This window comes from Inquilinus limosus (genome assembly GCF_002195995.1).
GTDB lineage: Bacteria > Pseudomonadota > Alphaproteobacteria > DSM-16000 > Inquilinaceae > Inquilinus > Inquilinus limosus_C.
In genome coordinates, this window is the sequence record NZ_NHON01000003.1 from 150110 (window position 1) to 166908 (window position 16799).

Here is a 16799-nt window from a genome sequence, read left to right on the forward strand (position 1 = left end):
CCAGGCATCAACCAACAACAACGCGACAGATGGAGGAAAACAGGTGAAGCTCGGAACCACGCTCGCGCTGTGCGCCGCCCTGGTCCTGTCGGGACCGGTGGCCGCGATCGCCCAGGACCAGCCGGAGAAATCCGAGGTCCATATCGGCGCCGCCTCGGTCGGCATGACCTACCTGCCCCTGCTGCTGGCCAAGCAGCTCGGCTATTTCAAGGACGAAGGACTGGACGTCACCATCGCCGCCTTCTCCGGCGGGTCGAAGGCGCTGGAGGCGCTGATGGGCGGCAGCACGGACGTCGTCGCCGGCGCCTATTCCAACACCATCACCATGGCCGCGAAGGGCCAGACCCTGGTCACCTTCGCCGCCCAGGTGAATTGCCCGGCCTGGATCTTCGGCATCGCCAAGAAGAACGAGGGCAAGGTGCACTCCGCCGCCGACCTGAAGGGCATGCGGGTCGGCGTCAGCGCGCCGGGGTCGAGCACCCACATGGCGCTCAACTACATCCTGCACAAGGCGGGGCTGCAGCCGGAGGACGTGTCGATCATCGGCGTCGGCCAGGCCGCCGGCGCCGTGGCGGCGATCCGGGCCGGGCAGATCGACGCGCTGATCGTCAACGATCCCTCGGCCACCATCCTGATGGACAGCGGCGACCTGATCCCGCTGGCCGAGATGCGCACCGAGGCGGGCAACAAGGCGGTGTTCGGCTCCGACTATCCGGAATCGAGCCTGTACACCACCAAGGCCTTCATCGACGAGAACCCGAAGACGGTGCAGGCGGTGACCAATGCCATCGTCCGGGCCGAGCACTGGATCGCCCAGGCGACGCCGCAGCAGGTGGCCGACAATGTCCCGCCCGAATATGTCGGCGACGACAAGGTCCTTTACGCCAAGGCGTTCGAGAACAGCCGGCGTTGCCTGTCGCAGACCGGCGCGCTGTCGGCCGAGGGCGCGCAGACCGTGCGCGACGTGCTGACCGCCTTTGACCCCGGCATCGGGTCGGCGTCGATCGACCTCGGCGCCACCTACGACAACAGCTTCGCCGGCAAGGCCGCGGGCCGGACGCCATGAGCGTCGCGGCCCGCAAGATCGGCGAGCAGCCTGTGGCCGAGAGCGCGCCGCATGCGCTGCGCTTCGACGGGGTGACCTGCACCTTCGCCAGCAACGAGGGCGCCGGCAAGACCTACACCGCCGTGCGCGACGTCAGCCTGACGGTGCAGGAGGGCGAGTTCCTGTCCGTCGTCGGGCCGACCGGCTGCGGCAAGTCCACCCTGCTCAACGTGGCGGCGGGGCTGATGCGCCCCTCCTCCGGCACGCTCAGCGTGTTCGGCCAGCCCCTGACCCAGGGCCTGAACCGGGATGCGTCCTACCTGTTCCAGGTGGATGCGCTGATGCCCTGGAAGTCGGCGGAGGACAATGTCGCCGCCGGCCTGCTGTTCCACGGCAAGCCGAAGGCCGAGGCCCGCGAGATCGCGCGCGAATGGCTGGTGCGGGTCGGGCTGGACGGGCACGGCAAGAAGTACCCGCACCAGATGTCGGGCGGCATGCGCAAGCGCGCCGGCCTGGCCCAGGCGCTGGCCCTCAACCCGCGCATCCTGCTGATGGACGAACCGTTCAGCGCGCTCGACATCCAGACCCGGCAGCTGATGGAGGACGAGCTGCTGCAGATCTGGTCGGCCGACCGCAAATCGGTCGTGTTCGTCACCCACGACCTGGAGGAGGCGATCTCGCTGTCCGACCGCGTCCTGGTGCTGTCGGCCGGGCCCGGCACGCGGCCGATCGCGGAGTTCGAGATCGACCTGGAGCGGCCGCGCCAGGTCGCCGAGATCCGGATGACGCAGCGATTCCTGCAGCTGCACGCCGCCATCTGGGACGTGCTGAAGGGAGAGGTGCTGAAAAGCTATGCGCGCAACCGCTCTTGATCCCCGCAACCACGCGCTGGTGCTGGCCACCCGGCTGGCCCTGCTGTTCGGCTGCCTGTTCCTGTGGTGGCTGGCCACCGCGACCGGGCTGCTGTCGACCTTCTTCTTCGGCGACCCGCTGGGGGTGGCCCGGCGCCTGTGGATCTGGTTCTCCACCGGCTCGGTCTTCCTGCATCTCTACACCACCCTGCTGGAGACGCTGCTGGCCTTCGCCATCGGGACCATCCTCGGGCTGGGCATCGGCCTCTGGCTCGCGCTCAACCCGTTCCTGGCCGCGGTGACCGACCCGTTCATCAAGGCCTTCAACTCGATGCCACGGCTGATCTTCGCGCCGATCTTCGCGCTGTGGTTCGGGCTCGGCATCTGGTCCAAGGTGGCGCTGGGCGTGACCCTGGTGTTCTTCGTGGTGTTCTTCAACGTCTACCAGGGCGTGCGCGAGGTCAGCCCGGTGGTGCTGTCCAACACCCGCATGCTGGGCGCGAATTCGCGCGAGCTTCTGCGCCACGTCTACATCCCGTCGGCGATGAGCTGGGTGTTCTCCAGCCTGCACAACGCCGTCGGCATCGCCTTCGTCGGCAGCGTGGTCGGCGAGTATCTCGGCTCGGAGAAGGGCATCGGCTACCTGATCCTGCTGGCCGAGGGGGTGTTCGACATCAACGCGGTGATCGCCGGCATCCTGCTGCTGACCGTCTTCGCCCTCGTGCTCGACACCGCCGTGTCGGTGTTCGAGGAACGCTTCATGCGCTGGCGGCCAACGGCCGGCCAGACCGTGGGCGCCAACGCCTGAGCCGGCGCCCGCATCGCAACCCCGTCACCAGAGGTCCTTCCGTGCAGCTCAACTCGATCAATCTCGACGGCCGCGTCGCCGTGGTCACCGGCGGCGCCCAGGGCATCGGCCGCGAGATCGCCGACCGCTTCCTGCGCTCCGGCGCCCGGCTCGTGATCTGGGACGTCAATGGCGACGGGCTGGAGCCGGCGAAGCGCGAGCTCGCCGCGGCCACCGGCCGGGACGACATCCACACGATGCGGGTCGACATCGCCGACCATGCCGGCGTCGAGGCCGCGGTGGCCGGCACCGTCGAGGCGCTGGGGCGCATCGACATCCTGGTCAACAACGCCGCCATCGTCGGCCCGAACGCGCCGCTGGCGGAGTATCCGGTCGATGCCTGGCGCAGCGTGCTGGAGGTCGACGTCAACGGCACCTTCCATTGCTGCCGGGCGGTGGCGCCGGTGATGATCGCCCAGGATTACGGCCGCATCGTCAACGTCGCCTCGATCGCCGGCAAGGAGGGCAACCCGAACGCGGCGGCCTACAGCTCGGCCAAGGCCGCGGTCATCGCCATGACCAAGTCGCTGGGCAAGGAGCTGGCCGGGCACGACATCGCCGTGAACTGCGTCACCCCGGCCGTGGCGCGGACGCCCGGCGCGATGGAGCAGGCGCCGGAGCACATCCAGTACATGCTCAGCCGCATCCCGCGCGGCCGGTTCCTGGAGCTGGCGGAGGCCGCGGCGATGATCGCCTGGCTGGTCAGCGCCGAGAACTCCTTCGCCACCGGCGCGGTGTTCGACCTGTCCGGCGGCCGGGCAACGTATTGAGCGACCGGAGTATCGGAATGTGTGAGCTCCGCCTCTTTGGGGCGGCGCTTTGAATCAGATCTCGATGTGGATCGAGTTATAACAAAGGTGGTTGCGTGTCCCCGCAACCACCTACGCTCATACATGGCGATGCCGCAGCCGAACCAGATGATGTAGTCGGGCGTCACCAACTTCTTGATCGGTACGGCCGGCTCTGGCCGCTGTTTCACCGGCTCGACAGGCTTTCCGAGGCTGTCGAGGGCGTTGTAGGCCTGATCAATCAACGCCGGCAGGTCATTCGCCGCAACATTATTATGAGCCACATGCGCGGCAACGATCTGAACAGTCAGCTTCCGTGTCTCGTCCGCCGTTCCCTGTTGCAGGCCGACAGCTGTTCCTCCCGCCATTTCTGTTCTCCTTGAGAATCAACGAACGACTGCTGTCGAAGCCGCTCAGCGAGTCCAGGAATTTCAAAAGCTCTTACAGGTTATTCTCGCCTGGGCCTCTTCTGTGGGGTACAATAGCTGCAATCACGTCGATCATTTATCGTGAGGTCGACACCATACTGTCGGGCAGTTTTCCGAGGCGCTGGAGATCGGCGACGACGGAGGGCAAAGGTGGCCAGGGGAACTCGTCATCGTCGGATCGGGACTGACTGGCGGAGAGCACCATGGCGAGTTTGGCGGCGGCACCGGCCAAGCTGGCGGCGCGCGCTTGCCAGATAGTCTCGGTAAGGGCATCCCAGCGATCCTCCACCTGACCGAGACCGGTCGCACCTGCGGCCATCTCCCAACAGCGACGGTGCGCTTCGAACTCGCGGTGCAGCCTTTGGCGGAGCTCCTCCGTTCCAGACCGCAAGATCACGACCATGAAGAGGATCGGCCGCTGCTCATGTCGATGGCCAAGGCCGCAAGGCGCCTGGATATCTGCAACAGCACGCTGCAGACACACGTGGCCGCCGGCGACATCCCCTACGTGCTGATCGGTCGCCGAACCAAGAAGTTCAGACCGGAAGATCTGGAGCTCTTCATCGAGCATCGCCGCCGTCAGGAGGTGCCGTGTCGGTCTACAAACCGAAGGGAAAGCCGTACTATCACTACGACTTCATCGTCCGGGGCCTACGATTTCATGGCAGCACGGGCACGAAGAACCGAGCGGCGGCACAGCAGGTCGAAGCTGCAAAGCGCATAGAGGCGGCGACCGGCGCGATCCGGCGCCGGCCGATGACGATGAACGAAGCGGCCGAGCGGCTCTACCAGGAGGTCGCTCAGCACCAGGCCTCCGGCGACGACGTCGACCGCTGGCTCGCGCGGCTGGTGAGGCGTGTCGAACCGGGAAGGCTGCTGTCCGACATAGACGACGATCTGGTGGCGAGGATCGTCGCGGAACGCCGCGGGGACAGGGCGCGCAACAAGAAGGCGCCGGTCTCGCCGGGGACGGTGAACCGGGACACGACGGAGCTGCTGCGCCGGATCATGCGGCGCGCGGACTAAGGTCTGGAAGGTCGATGTCGGCGACATGCCGGACTGGGGCCAGCACCTCCTCGAAGAGCCGGAGGAGCGCGTCCGCGAGGTGTCTTATGACGAGGAGGATCGGATCTTCGCCAGCCTGCGGCAGGATCCGCACCCGATCGTCCGCTTCGCCATGATCAGCGGCTGCCGCCTCGGCGAATGCCGGCGCCTCACCTGGGCCGATGTCGACTTCGATCGGATGGAGATCCGCATCACCGGGAAGAGCAAGAGGCCTGGCGGCAAGCTTCGCATCGTGCCGATGACGCGCGCCATGGCCGCTTTACTGCAAAGCTGCCGCGGGCACCATCCGGTCCACGTCTTCACCTATGTCTGCGAAAAGCCGCGGACGAGCCGCGACGGCACGGTCGTCCGCCGCAAAGGCGAGCGGTATCCGATCAGCCGGGACGGGTGGCGGCGCCTATGGGCCGACGCGCTCGACCATGCCCGGGTGAGGAACTTCCGCCTGCACGATACCCGCCACACCAGCGTCACCCGCGGCCTTCGGGCCTCTGGCAACCTGAAGGCGGTCCAGAAGCAGCTCGGCCACGCCGACATCAAGACGACGGCGAAATACGCCCATGTGCTGGTCGAGGACATTCGCGACATGATGGAGGCCGCGTCCCGACAGGGCTTCCGCAGAAGCGGAAAAAATCGTTGAAGATCAAAATATTAGGCGATAGAGCCTACCTGTTCCCAAAGCAGGCGCGCCACCAGACTGCGCTACGCCCAGAAGCCAAACACCGCAGTTTTCCCAGAGGGAACGCCTCACTTTTGCAAGCATCGTGTGCGGGTGGACGGGAACAGACCGACGCTGATCGGCATGCGCCGGTTGAGAAGGCCCTTACATGGCTTCGGCCGGCATTCAGCATCCGTTCCGTCCTTCGCGCCCCGACGTCCGGGCGAGCCCATCCTATCCCGGGCCGAGCACGGCCCTTGTGCGCCGGGCCCGGCTCGGGTATCGATGCGCGCGACGATCCAGTCGATCTCCTGCCGTTAGACCGGCCCGCAGCGATGCGGCGCCGCAATTTGGCATTTCGGAAGGTCGGAATCCCCCAGGAGCAGTGTCCGCCACGGCTCGAAACAAGGGTCCTGTGCGACATGTCCTTTTCCCCCGCCCCCGCCAGCCTGCTGCGCGCCCTGTCCGAGCGCGGCTATGCCGAGCCCACGCCGGTCCAGGCGGCCGTGCTGCAACCCGACAATGCCGACCGTGACCTGCTGGTCTCGGCCCAGACCGGCTCGGGCAAGACCGTGGCCTACGGCCTGGCCCTCGGCAGCACCCTGCTGGGCGACACCGAGCGTCTCGGGCCGGGCGCGGCCCCGGTCGCGCTGGTGATCGCGCCGACCCGCGAGCTGGCGCTGCAGGTCCAGCGTGAGCTGGAGTGGCTGTACCAGCCGGCGGGAGGTCGCGTCCTGGCCTGCGTCGGCGGCATGGATGCCCGGCGTGAGCAGCGCCTGCTCGCCGCCGGTTGCCACATCGTCGTCGGCACGCCCGGGCGCCTGCGCGACCATATCGAGCGCGGCCAGCTCGATCTTTCTGCCTTGCGCGCCGTGGTGCTGGACGAGGCCGACGAGATGCTCGACCTCGGTTTCCGCGAGGATCTCGAGGCGATCCTCGACGCCGCCCCGGCGGAGCGGCGGACCCTGCTGTTCTCGGCCACGCTGCCGAAGGAGATCATCGCTCTCGCCCGGCGCTTCCAGCACGATGCCCTGCGCATCGCGATGTCGTCGCGCGACGAGCCGCACCGCGACATCGAGTACAGGGCCATGCCGGTCGCCCCGCACGAGGCGGAGCGCGCCGTCGTCAACATCCTGCGCTTCTTCGAGGCGCGCGGCGCCATCGTGTTCTGCTCGACCCGCGAGGCGGTCCGCCGGCTTCAGGGCAACCTGCTCGAACGCGGCTTCGCCGTGGCGGCGCTGTCGGGCGAGCTGAGCCAGGTCGAGCGCAACCGGGCATTGCAGGCGCTGCGCGACGGGCGGGCGCGGGTCTGCGTCGCCACCGACGTCGCGGCCCGCGGGCTCGACCTGCCGGATCTCGGGCTGGTCATCCATGCCGAGCTGCCGCGCGACAGCGAGGTGCTGCTGCATCGCAGCGGCCGCACCGGCCGGGCCGGCCGCAAGGGCGTCTGCGTCATGCTGGTGCCCTACAACCGCCGCTACCAGGCCGAACGCCTGCTCGGCGCGGCCCGGGTCGAGGCGACATGGTCGCCCCCGCCGGCGGCGGACGAGATCCGCGCCCGCGACCAGGCGCGGCTGGCCCAGGAGACGATCCTGGCCGAGCCGGCGACGGAGGAGGATCTGGCCGGCGCCCGCGCCCTGCTGGCCGAGCGCAGCGCCGAGGACCTCGCCGTCGCCCTGGTCCGCCTGCATCGCAGCCTCCTGCCCGCGCCGGAGGAGCTGTCGCCGCCGCCGGAGCGGCCCGCCTCCGCCGAACGGCGCCCGCCCCGTCCCGACCGGGAGGGCGGCGGCGACTCGGTCTGGTTCCGGATGAATGTCGGCCGCGCCAACAATGCCGATCCGCGCTGGCTGCTGCCCTTCCTGTGCCGCCGCGGCCACGTCACCAAGGCCGAGATCGGCCGGATCGAGATCGCCGAGCGGCAGAGCCGGGTCGAGATCGCCCGGCACGCCGCCGGCCGTTTCGCCTCCTCGATCCGCCGGCCGGATGCGCAGGACCGGCATATCCGGATCGAGGAGGATCGCGCCCACCGCCCCTCCCCCCGGCACGCCGCGCCACGGGCGAAGCCGCCGCGGCACTGACCGTCCGGGCGGCCTGCCGTCAGCCGGCACGCTTGCGCCGGACGATGAGCCCGGCGCAAATGCGGTGTCCTCCGCAGACCGACGGCCACAGATGCTGCTGCCCCGCGCGATCCTGTTCGACCTCGACGAGACCCTGATCTCCGCCTATGGCCGACCGGAGGCCGCGTGGCTCGCCGTCGCCGCCGAGCTCTCCGAAGCGCTGGCGCCCTGGTCCCCCGCCGACATCGCGGCGGCGGTCGGCGCCTTCGCCCGCGGCTTCTGGGCGGAGGCGGAGCGGCATCGGATCTGGCGCCAGCGGATCGGCGAGGCCCGGCGGGTGATCGTGGCCGGAGCGTTCGAAACCCTCGCCGCCACCGGCCGGCCGGCGCCCGCCCCCGATGTCCTCCACCGCCTCGCCGACCGCTTCACCGCCTATCGCGACGAGCAGATGCGCCTGTTTCCCGATGCCCACGCCGTGGTCGACGGCTTCCGGGCGCGCGGTGTCCGGCTGGCGCTGGTCACCAACGGCGCGGCAGAGGTCCAGCGCGCCAAGATCACGCGCTTCGACCTTGCCCACCGGTTCGACCACATCCAGATCGAGGGCGAGCACGGCTTCGGCAAGCCGGAGGAACGGGCCTACCGGCACGCCCTGCAGGCGCTCGGCGTCGCCCCCACAGAGGCGTGGATGGTGGGCGACAACCTGGAATGGGAGGTCTCGGCGCCTCAGCGCCTGGGCATCCACGCGATCTGGGTCGATGGCGCCGGCGACGGGCTGCCGGCCGGCTCGACGATCCGGCCGGACCGCGTCATCCGCGCCGTGGCGGAGCTGCTCCTCGACACGTCGGCCGGCACCGCCGCCTGACGCCACCCACCCTGCCCGTCCCGGCGCGCATCCTGTATGATCGCCGGCAGTGCGCGACCGAACGCGCCGTACCCCGCAGCAGGGAGGAGGCCATGACCGCTCAGGTGAAGCCGATTCCGGACGGCTACCCGACCATCACCCCGTATCTCATCGTCCGCGGGGCCGCCGCGGCGATCGATTTCTATCGCACCGCCTTCGGCGCCGTGGAGCGGCTGCGCATGGATGCCCCCGGCGGCGCCGTCGGCCATGCCGAGCTGCTGATCGGCGACGGCCTGGTGATGCTGGCCGACGAGATGCCGGAGATGGGCTGGTCCAGCCCGGCCGCGATGGGCGGCACGCCGGTGTCGCTGCATCTCTATGTCGAGGATGTCGACGCGGTGGTGGAGCGGGCCCTGGCCGCCGGCGCCACCCTGTCGCGGCCGGTCGCCGACCAGTTCTACGGTGACCGGCTGGGCACGGTGGTCGACCCCTTCGGCCATGTCTGGAGCGTCTCCACCCATATCGAGGACGTCACGCCGGAGGAGATGCGGCGGCGGGCGGAGGCGCTGTTCGGCGGCAAGGCATAGCGCCCGGTCATGGTTCCCTGTTCCGTTTGCCGTAGAGGCGATCGGCCTCGTTCACGATGGCCTGGCGGATCCAGTCGTCCTCGACCTCCTCCGGCCGGATTACGGCGACGCCCTGCCCATGCCACGCCGCGGCCCGCATCCGGCGCAGCTGCTCGATCTCCGTCGGCGGGCGCGGCTGGCGGCGCGACAGGCTGCTGCGCGGCTCGCTCATCGCAGCCACCTCATCACCTCGGAGGCGTGGCCGCCGGCGCCCCGGAGAGCCGGCCCACCGCTGCGCAGGGCCAGCGCGGCGGCGATCACCGCCTGCAGCCGGCGGCTGTGCTCGACCAGCACGACCAGGTCGTCGACCAGCTGCGCCAGCGCTTCGGCCGGCAGCGCCGCGACGACCGCGACCGGCATGCCCTCGATCTGGTCGAGGGTCGGCAAGGTGCTCATGAGGATCTCCCTATCCGGGGATGGTTTGCGGGGGTCAAGGCTGCTCCTCCAGGATGTGCAGCCGGACCAGCAGGTCGTAGTCGACGCCGGCGATGCCGCGCCGGGCGGCTGCGGCGACGAAGCGGGGCCAGTAGCGCACCGGGACCGACCGGCGCACCCGCATCATCCGCAGATGCTGCGGCGACACGCCGAGATCGGCGGAGAGATGGCCCTGCCTCGGCCAGCGGGTGAACAGGTCGTCGAAGCTCGTGATGATCGTGTCCATGTCATGACGATACGTTTCGTATCTAGTTAATGCAATACGAAATGAATTGTTCTCACGTTACAAAACGTGCTAAATGCCCGGCATGCTGGAGCCGCATCAACGCCTGGTGCTGGCCCGGACCAAGGCCGGTCACGAGACCGCTGCGGACGCCGCCCGCGCCTTCGGCTGGAGCCCGATCACCTATCGCGCCCATGAATCCGGGCTGCGTGGCCTGCGCCGCGACGCCGCCGGGCGCTATGCCGCCGCCTTCGGCGTCTCCGAGGCCTGGCTGCTGACCGGTGAGGGCGCGCCGGCCGGGCTGCGCCCGATGGTGCCCGTGGTCGGCCATGTCGGCGCCGGGGCCGAGGTCCACATGTTCGAAGGCGACCAGTCAACCGAGCGGATCGACGAGGCGGACGCCCCTCCGGCGGCCGACGAGCACACCGTCGCCGTCATCGTCCGCGGCGATTCGATGGCCCCCGCCTTCCGCGACCGCGACATCATCTACTACCGCAACGTCCAGGCCGACCCGGACCAGCTGATCGGCCGGGAATGCGTGATCCGCCTGGCTGATGGCCGGACCTTCGTGAAGATCCTGATGCGTGGCAGCGCCGCCGGCCTGTTCACCCTGTTCAGCTACAACGCGCCCCTGATCTCCGATGTCGCGATCGAATGGGCGCTGCCCGTGAAATGGGTCATGCGCGACCAGCCGTGAGATACGATACGTATTGACTCGCGGAAGAATGATACGTAACGTATTCATCGGCTCTGTCATGAGCCGCTTTCCTCCCTGACCTCGCCGGGGCCGCAAGGCCCCGGTCTCTTTCCGGGCCCGCCGGCCTGACCAAACGGTCAGGATCGGCCTTGCCTCGCCCCGCGATCCGTCCCACTCTGCCCGGCAACAGGGATAAGGCACGCGACAAGAGGAGAGCGCCGGCCATGACGATCGCACTCAAGGGCGGCACGGTGGTGAACGCCGACCGCAGCTTCCGCGCCGATGTGATCTGCGATGACGGCAGGATCGTCGCCGTCGGCCCCGACCTCGCCGCCCCGACCGGCGCCCGGGTGATCGACGCGTCGGGCAGCTACCTGATGCCGGGCGGCATCGACCCCCACACCCATATGCAGTTCCCGTTCATGGGCACGGTGGCGGCCGACGACTACTACACCGGCACCGCCGCGGCGCTGTCCGGCGGCACCACCATGATCATCGACTTCTGCATCCCCGGGCCGCAGCAGAGCCTGCTGGACGGCTATCGCCAATGGCGCGAATGGGGCGAGAAGGCCGTTTCCGACTGGTCGCTGCACGTCGCCATCACCTGGTGGTCCGACCAGGTGCGGGAGGAGATGGGCACGCTGGTGACCGAGCACGGCGTCAACAGCTTCAAGCACTTCATGGCGTACAAGAACGCCCTGATGGTCGATGACGACGTGCTGATGCACAGCTTCACCCGCTGCCGCGAGCTCGGCGCCCTGCCGATGGTGCATGCCGAGAACGGCGACATCGTCTGGCTCTTGCAGAAGACACTGCTGGAGGCCGGCATCACCGGGCCGGAGGGCCATGCCCTGTCGCGCCCGCCGGAGGTGGAGGGCGAGGCCGCCAACCGCGCCATCATGATCGCCGGCGCCGCCGGCGTGCCGCTCTATGTCGTCCACACCTCCTGCCGCGAGGCGCATGAGGCGATCGCCCGGGCCCGCGCCAACGGCCAGCGGGTCTATGGCGAGCCGCTGATCCAGCACCTGACGCTGGATGAGAGCGAGTACCGCAACAAGGACTGGGCCTATGCCGCCGCCCGGGTGATGAGCCCGCCCTTCCGCTCGAAGGACCACCAGAAGTCGCTGTGGGACGGCCTGACCTCCGGCAGCCTGCAGGTCGTCGCCACCGACCATTGCGCCTTCAAGACCGAGCAGAAGCGGATGGGGATCGACGACTTCACCATGATCCCGAACGGCACCGGCGGCGTCGAGGACCGCATGGCCGTGCTGTGGACCCACGGCGTCAACACCGGCCGGCTGACCCCGAGCGAGTTCGTCGCCGCCACCTCGGCCAACGCCGCGAAGATCTTCAACATCTACCCGCAGAAAGGCGTGATCGCGCCCGGCGCCGATGCCGACCTGGTGGTCTGGGATCCGGCCGCGACCAAGACCATCAGCGCCGCCACCCAGCATTCGAACATCGAGGTCAACGTGTTCGAGGGCATGGAGGTGCGGGGCCTGCCGGTCATCACCCTGAGCCAGGGCAAGGTGGTGTGGGAGAACCGGGAGCTGAAGGTGCAGCGCGGCGAGGGCCGCTTCGTGCCGCGCCCCGGCACCGCCCCGGTGTTCGAGGCGATGAAGATCCGCAACGAGCTGCGGCGGCCGGTGCCGGTGCAGCGCGACCCCAGCGTGCATGTGACGCCATGAGCATCGGCCTGAACGACGCGCTGCAGCGCTACCTGCTCGATGCCTCGCTGCGCGAGCCGGAGATCCTGGCCCGGCTGCGGCAGGAGACGCGGCGGGCCGCGGCCGACCGCGCCGGGATGCAGATCACGCCCGAGCAGGGCCAGTTCATGGCCCTGCTGGCGCGGCTGATCGGCGCCCGCCGGCTGGTCGAGATCGGCACCTTCACCGGCTACAGCGCGCTGGCGGTGATGCTGGCGCTGCCGCCGGAGGCGCGGCTGCTGTGCTGCGACGTCAGCGCCGAATGGACGTCGATCGCCCGGCGGTATTGGGACGAGGCCGGCGTCGGCGACCGGATCGAGCTGCGCCTGCAGCCGGCGCTCGACACGCTCGATGAGCTGGTGCGCGCGGACTGGGCGGGAACCGTCGACATGATCTTCGTCGACGCCGACAAGGACAACTATCCGGCCTACGTCGAGGCGGCGACCGGCCTCCTCCGCCCGGGCGGGCTGCTGCTGGTCGACAACGCGCTGTGGAGCGGCCGGGTGGCCGATCCGGCCGACCGGTCGGCGGGGACCGAGGCGATCCGCCGGGTCAACGCCATGCTGCGCGACGATCCACGGGTCGATTTCTCGCTGATCCCGATCGGAGACGGCGTGGCATTGGCACGGAAGCGGGAGCCGGGAGAGGGCTGAGGCCCCCTCCCCTACAGCACCCCCGCCGACAGCTTGCTCACCACCTCGGCCGGGCGGCGGGTGTCGGTCTTGGCGAAGATGCTCTTGAGCTGGCTGCGCACCGTCAGCGGCGAAACACCGTCGACCGCGGCGATCCCGGCCGCTAGAGCGGGATGAATTGAGGTCGGATCACGCCACTGCATCCGGCACCGGTTCACAGGATGACGAGCGTCTTCACATTGCCTCTCCCGCCTGGCGAGACCTTTTCAGAATTCCAAACACCGTCATTGCGAGCGCAGCGAAGCAATCCAGGGGCCAGTCCGCACCGGCCCCTGGATTGCTTCGTCGGCTTCGCCTCACGGCGAGAGGTCGCGTTATGAAAAAGGTCTCGCAAGCGGGAGAGGCAACGCCCATCCATCGGCCGTGATCTCACCCAAAATCATCCTGCTCTAGCTGCCTGCGGCGGCCTTGACCGATCCGGCCGTCCAGCCGCCGCCCAGCGCCTTGTAGAGGGCGACCGCCGCCTGCAGCCGGTCCGACTTGGCCTGCACCAGCTGGTCGCGGGCGGAGAAATAGCTCTGCTGCGCGTTCAGCACGGTCAGCAGGTCGACCGCGCCCGCCGTGTACTGCGCCTCGGACAGGCGGAAGGCCTCGCGCGCCTGAGTGACCACCTCCTGCTGCGCCTGATAGGCCAGGGCGGTCTGCCGGGTGGCGATCAGCGCGTTCTCGACATCGCCGAAGGCGGCCAGCACGGTCTTCACATAGGTCTGGCCCAGCTCCTGGTACTGCGCCTCGGACAGCTGGACCTGGCCGCGCAGCGCGCCCCCCTCGAAGATCGGCTGGGTCAGCCCGGCGGCGAGGCTGTAGAGCGTGTTGGCGGAGTTGAACAGGGTGCCGAGCGCGGCGCTCTGGAAGCCGCCAGACCCGGTCAGCTGGATCGAGGGGAACAGGGCGGCCTTCGCCTCCTTCACGTTGAACCGGGCCGCGGCCAGCAGCGCATCGGCGTTCTGGACGTCCGGCCGGCGGTCGAGCAGCGAGGACGGCAGCCCGGCGCCGATGGTCGGCACATCCAGCCCGTCGAGCGGCTGGCGGCCGAGCGACAGCCGCTCCGGCGGCTCGCCCAGCAGCAGCGCCAAGGCCGTCTCCGACTGCTGGCGCTGCTGCTCCAGCGGCGGGATCACGGCCTTCTGCTGCGCCACCACCGTGCGCTGCTGCGCCACGTTGAGGGCCGAGGCGGCGCCCGCCTGCTCCTGCGCCAGCACGATGTTCAGCACCTGCTGGGCGTTGGCCAGGTTGTCCTTGGCGATCGCCAGCCGGTCCTGGAACTCCAGGATCTGCATATAGGTCGTGGCCGTGCTGGCGGTGACCGTCAGGGCCACGGTGTCGCGGTCGTAGCGGCTGGCCAGGGCCGAGGCCTGCGCCGATTGCAGCGCCGACCGGTTCCTGCCCCACAGGTCGATCTCGTAGCTGGCCGAGAGCTGGGCCGAGAACTGGTCGCTGACCGTCCGGCTGGTCGTCGAGGAGCCGAACCCGCTGACGGTGCGCTCGGGCGAGACCGAGTGCGAGGCGTCGCCATTGGCGCCGACGCTGGGCAGCAGCGGCGCGCCGGCGATCCGCGCCTGGGCGTCGGCCTGCAGCACCCGGGCGGCGGCGGCGCCGATGTCCTGGTTGTTGCGCTGGGCGGTCTGGATCAGCCGGTCGAGCTGCGGCGACCCGAAGGCCCGCCACCAGGCGGTGTCCGGCCAGGAGGTGCCGGCCGGCCCCTCGGCCTTCCAGCCGCCCGGGATGTCGAGAGCGGGCTTGTCGTCCTCCGGCCCCGCGCAGCCGGCGAGGATGGTGATGGCGACGATCGCCGCGAGGGAACGGGAGAAGCGGGTCGGGCGCGGCATGGTCACTCGGCAGAAAGGGCGACGACGGGGTCGAGGGTGGCGGCCTTGCGTGCCGGCATGTAGCCGAAGATCAGGCCGGTGAGGAAGGCACAACCGAAGGCCAGCAGCACCGGCCCGGGCGAGAACTGGATCGGCGTGCCCAGCGCCTGCAGCGCCGCGGCCACCGCCAGCCCGCCGGCGACGCCGATGGCGCCGCCGATCGCCGAGACCACCACGGATTCGGTGATGAACTGCTGCAGGATGTCCCGCATCCGGGCGCCGGTCGCCATCCGCACCCCGATCTCACGCGTCCGTTCGGTGACGCTGACCAGCATGATGTTCATCACGCCGATGCCGCCGACCAAGAGCGAGATGGCGGCCACCGAGCCGAGCAGGATGGTCAGGGTGTTCTGCGTCGCCGACACGGTCTCGATCAGCGACGACATGTTGCGGATCTGCACGTCCTGGCGGCGGTGCCGCGCCTCGAGCAGGTCCTGCGCGTCGGCCTGGGTCTCGTTGATCCGCGCCACATCCTCGACCTGCACCGTGATCGAGCGGACGAAGCGCTTCCCGAACACCCGCAGGCTGCCGGTCGACAGCGGCATGAAGGCGATGTCGTCCTGGTCGGCGCCATAGGGCGTGGCGCCCTTTGCCGCCATCAGCCCGATCACCTGGAACGGGATGTTGTTGACCAGGACATAGCGCCCCAGCGGGTCGACGCCGTCCGGGAACAGGATCCGGGCCACGGTCTGGCCCAGCACGATCACCGGGGCGTAGCCGGCATCGTCCGCGGCGGAGACGAAGCTGCCGCGTTCGACCGGCCAGCTGCGGGCCTTGGTGAAGTCCGGCGTCGTGGCGTCGGCCTGGGTCGAGTAGTCGGTGTTGCCGTGGCGCAGGGTGACGGTGCCGGTCAGCTCCGGCACCGCGGCGGCGACATTGGGCAGGCCGGCCAGCGCCCTGGCATCCTCGGGCACCAGCGTCGCGATCACGCCGTCGGCCGTGCGGTTGTTGCTCTGCGCCGGCCGGATCAGCAGCAGGTCGGTGCCCATGGCGGAGATGCGGTCGACCACCGACTGCTTCGCCCCGTCGCCGATCGCCAGCATGGCGATCACGGCGCCGACGCCGATGACGATGCCGAGCAGCGTCAGGACCGTGCGGAACATGTTGGTGCGCAGGGCCCGCAGCGCCATCTTCACCGCCTCCGCCATGTCGGCCACGCCCAGCTTGCCGGCATCGCCGCCCTGGGTCACATCGGCCCCGGCCGAGGCGACGGCCGGCGCGCGCGGGCCGCTGTCGCCGACGATGCGGCCGTCGCGGATCTCGATCAGCCGGTGCGCATGCTCCGCCACCGCCCGGTCATGGGTGATCAGGATGACGGTGCGGCCGGCATCGCTCATCCGCTGCAGCAGCGCCATCACCTCGGTGCCGCTGCGGCTGTCCAGCGCGCCGGTCGGCTCGTCGGCCAGGATCACCCGGCCGCCATTCATCAGCGCCCGGGCGATCGAGACGCGCTGCTGCTGGCCGCCCGACAGCTGGTTCGGCCGGTGGTCGGTGCGCTCGGCCAGGCCCAGCGAGGCCAGCAGCTGCTCCGCCCGCTCCCGCCGCTCGGCGGCGGCGATGCCGGCATAGATCGCCGGCACCTCGACATTCTCGGCCGCGGTGGCCGACGGGATCAGGTTGTAGCTCTGGAAGATGAAACCGAAGGTCTCGCGCCGCAGATGCGCCAGGGCGTCCCGGTCCAGCGTCGCCACGTCGGTGCCTTCGACCGTGTAGGTGCCGGTGGTCGGCCGGTCGAGGCAGCCGAGGATGTTCATCAGCGTCGACTTGCCGGAGCCGGAGGTGCCCATGATGGCGACGAACTCGCCGGCATGGATGTCCAGCGAGATGCCGTGCAGCACCTCCACCGCCAGGTCGCCGTTGACATAGGTCTTGGTGACGTCGCGCAGCGACACCAGCGGCCGGGCGGAGGCCGGGCCGGACATCGTTGCCGGCGTCCGGTCACCGGCTGCCACCGGCGGGGGCTCGCGGATATCCA

Annotated in this window: 20 protein-coding genes and 1 pseudogene; 13 read left to right on the forward strand and 8 right to left on the reverse strand. The window is 69.6% G+C overall.

Annotated features, from left to right (window positions below):
* Positions 1–43 precede the first annotated feature (43 nt).
* From BWR60_RS03165 to BWR60_RS03180, 4 genes are read left to right on the forward strand one after another with little or no spacing between them, the layout of a single operon-like run.
* Complete coding sequence (locus tag BWR60_RS03165; RefSeq protein WP_088149552.1) at positions 44–1066, forward strand: ABC transporter substrate-binding protein; 1023 nt, start codon at positions 44–46, stop codon at positions 1064–1066.
* A complete protein-coding gene (locus tag BWR60_RS03170; protein ID WP_088149553.1) occupies positions 1063–1917 on the forward strand; it encodes an ABC transporter ATP-binding protein in 855 nt (284 codons plus the stop codon). Before BWR60_RS03165 ends, BWR60_RS03170 begins: the two co-directional genes overlap by 4 nt.
* Entirely contained in the window at positions 1898–2704 is an 807-nt protein-coding gene (locus BWR60_RS03175) for an ABC transporter permease (protein WP_088149554.1), read from the forward strand. Before BWR60_RS03170 ends, BWR60_RS03175 begins: the two co-directional genes overlap by 20 nt.
* A 41-nt stretch (positions 2705–2745) precedes the next feature.
* The gene (locus tag BWR60_RS03180; RefSeq protein WP_088149555.1) at positions 2746–3513 is read left to right on the forward strand and encodes an SDR family NAD(P)-dependent oxidoreductase; all 768 of its coding nucleotides are present in this window, start codon (positions 2746–2748) and stop codon (positions 3511–3513) included.
* Positions 3514–3647: 134 nt separating this feature from the next.
* Here the strand turns inward: BWR60_RS03180 and BWR60_RS03185 are convergent.
* Positions 3648–3899 (reverse strand): annotated as a pseudogene (locus BWR60_RS03185) (MucR family transcriptional regulator); the annotation flags it as partial.
* A gap of 136 nt (positions 3900–4035) precedes the next feature.
* Positions 4036–4530, reverse strand: a complete 495-nt coding sequence (locus BWR60_RS37990; protein ID WP_230982930.1) for a hypothetical protein — start codon at positions 4528–4530, stop codon at positions 4036–4038.
* Here BWR60_RS37990 and BWR60_RS38915 point away from each other — a divergent pair.
* The 6 genes from BWR60_RS38915 (at position 4432) to BWR60_RS03220 (ending at position 9164) form a co-directional block, all read left to right on the forward strand.
* Positions 4432–4683, forward strand: coding sequence for a hypothetical protein (locus BWR60_RS38915; RefSeq protein WP_429913003.1), 252 nt, complete (start codon positions 4432–4434; stop codon positions 4681–4683). The two genes, BWR60_RS37990 and BWR60_RS38915, sit on opposite strands and share 99 nt — an antisense overlap.
* Before the next feature lie 32 nt (positions 4684–4715).
* Complete coding sequence (locus BWR60_RS38920; RefSeq protein ID WP_088149558.1) at positions 4716–4985, forward strand: hypothetical protein; 270 nt, start codon at positions 4716–4718, stop codon at positions 4983–4985.
* Positions 4986–5010: 25 nt separating this feature from the next.
* Positions 5011–5661: a tyrosine-type recombinase/integrase gene (locus tag BWR60_RS03205; protein WP_088149559.1), complete on the forward strand. Its 651-nt coding sequence runs from the start codon at positions 5011–5013 to the stop codon at positions 5659–5661.
* Positions 5662–6101: 440 nt separating this feature from the next.
* Positions 6102–7757 carry a DEAD/DEAH box helicase gene (locus BWR60_RS03210; RefSeq protein ID WP_088149560.1) on the forward strand — a complete coding sequence of 552 codons (1656 nt, stop codon included), beginning with the start codon at positions 6102–6104 and terminating at the stop codon, positions 7755–7757.
* A gap of 91 nt (positions 7758–7848) precedes the next feature.
* On the forward strand, positions 7849–8598 hold the full coding sequence (locus BWR60_RS03215; protein WP_088149561.1) for an HAD family hydrolase: 750 nt from the start codon (positions 7849–7851) through the stop codon (positions 8596–8598).
* A gap of 92 nt (positions 8599–8690) precedes the next feature.
* Positions 8691–9164: a VOC family protein gene (locus tag BWR60_RS03220; protein ID WP_088149562.1), complete on the forward strand. Its 474-nt coding sequence runs from the start codon at positions 8691–8693 to the stop codon at positions 9162–9164.
* A 7-nt stretch (positions 9165–9171) separates the two neighbouring features.
* On the opposite strand, the gene BWR60_RS03225 is transcribed toward BWR60_RS03220, so the two are convergent.
* Genes BWR60_RS03225 through BWR60_RS03235 form a run of 3 tightly spaced genes read right to left on the reverse strand, consistent with a single transcriptional unit; the run spans position 9172 to position 9864 of the window.
* Positions 9172–9375, reverse strand: coding sequence for a hypothetical protein (locus BWR60_RS03225; RefSeq protein WP_088149563.1), 204 nt, complete (start codon positions 9373–9375; stop codon positions 9172–9174).
* Positions 9372–9599, reverse strand: coding sequence for a hypothetical protein (locus tag BWR60_RS03230; protein WP_088149564.1), 228 nt, complete (start codon positions 9597–9599; stop codon positions 9372–9374). The genes BWR60_RS03225 and BWR60_RS03230 overlap by 4 nt, the downstream gene beginning before the upstream one ends.
* A 34-nt stretch (positions 9600–9633) precedes the next feature.
* Positions 9634–9864 (reverse strand): hypothetical protein, encoded by a 231-nt coding sequence (locus BWR60_RS03235; RefSeq protein WP_088149565.1) that lies wholly within the window; start codon positions 9862–9864, stop codon positions 9634–9636.
* Positions 9865–9937: 73 nt separating this feature from the next.
* Between BWR60_RS03235 and BWR60_RS03240 the strand changes: the two genes are divergently transcribed.
* The 3 genes from BWR60_RS03240 to BWR60_RS03250 all read left to right on the forward strand — a co-directional run bounded on the left by BWR60_RS03240 (position 9938) and on the right by BWR60_RS03250 (position 12917).
* Positions 9938–10558 (forward strand): LexA family transcriptional regulator, encoded by a 621-nt coding sequence (locus BWR60_RS03240; RefSeq protein ID WP_088149566.1) that lies wholly within the window; start codon positions 9938–9940, stop codon positions 10556–10558.
* 224 nt (positions 10559–10782) lie between these two features.
* A complete protein-coding gene (gene hydA / locus BWR60_RS03245; RefSeq protein WP_088149567.1) occupies positions 10783–12246 on the forward strand; it encodes a dihydropyrimidinase in 1464 nt (487 codons plus the stop codon).
* A complete protein-coding gene (locus BWR60_RS03250) occupies positions 12243–12917 on the forward strand; it encodes an O-methyltransferase (RefSeq protein ID WP_088149568.1) in 675 nt (224 codons plus the stop codon). The genes hydA and BWR60_RS03250 overlap by 4 nt, the downstream gene beginning before the upstream one ends.
* Positions 12918–12928: 11 nt before the next feature.
* On the opposite strand, the gene BWR60_RS36855 is transcribed toward BWR60_RS03250, so the two are convergent.
* From BWR60_RS36855 to BWR60_RS03260, 3 genes are all read right to left on the reverse strand, one after another.
* On the reverse strand, positions 12929–13099 hold the full coding sequence (locus BWR60_RS36855; protein WP_179221612.1) for a hypothetical protein: 171 nt from the start codon (positions 13097–13099) through the stop codon (positions 12929–12931).
* Positions 13100–13345: 246 nt separating this feature from the next.
* Positions 13346–14785 carry an efflux transporter outer membrane subunit gene (locus tag BWR60_RS03255; RefSeq protein WP_088149569.1) on the reverse strand — a complete coding sequence of 480 codons (1440 nt, stop codon included), beginning with the start codon at positions 14783–14785 and terminating at the stop codon, positions 13346–13348.
* 2 nt (positions 14786–14787) lie between these two features.
* Positions 14788–16746: a MacB family efflux pump subunit gene (locus BWR60_RS03260; protein WP_088149598.1), complete on the reverse strand. Its 1959-nt coding sequence runs from the start codon at positions 16744–16746 to the stop codon at positions 14788–14790.
* Between the last annotated feature and the right edge of the window lie 53 nt (positions 16747–16799).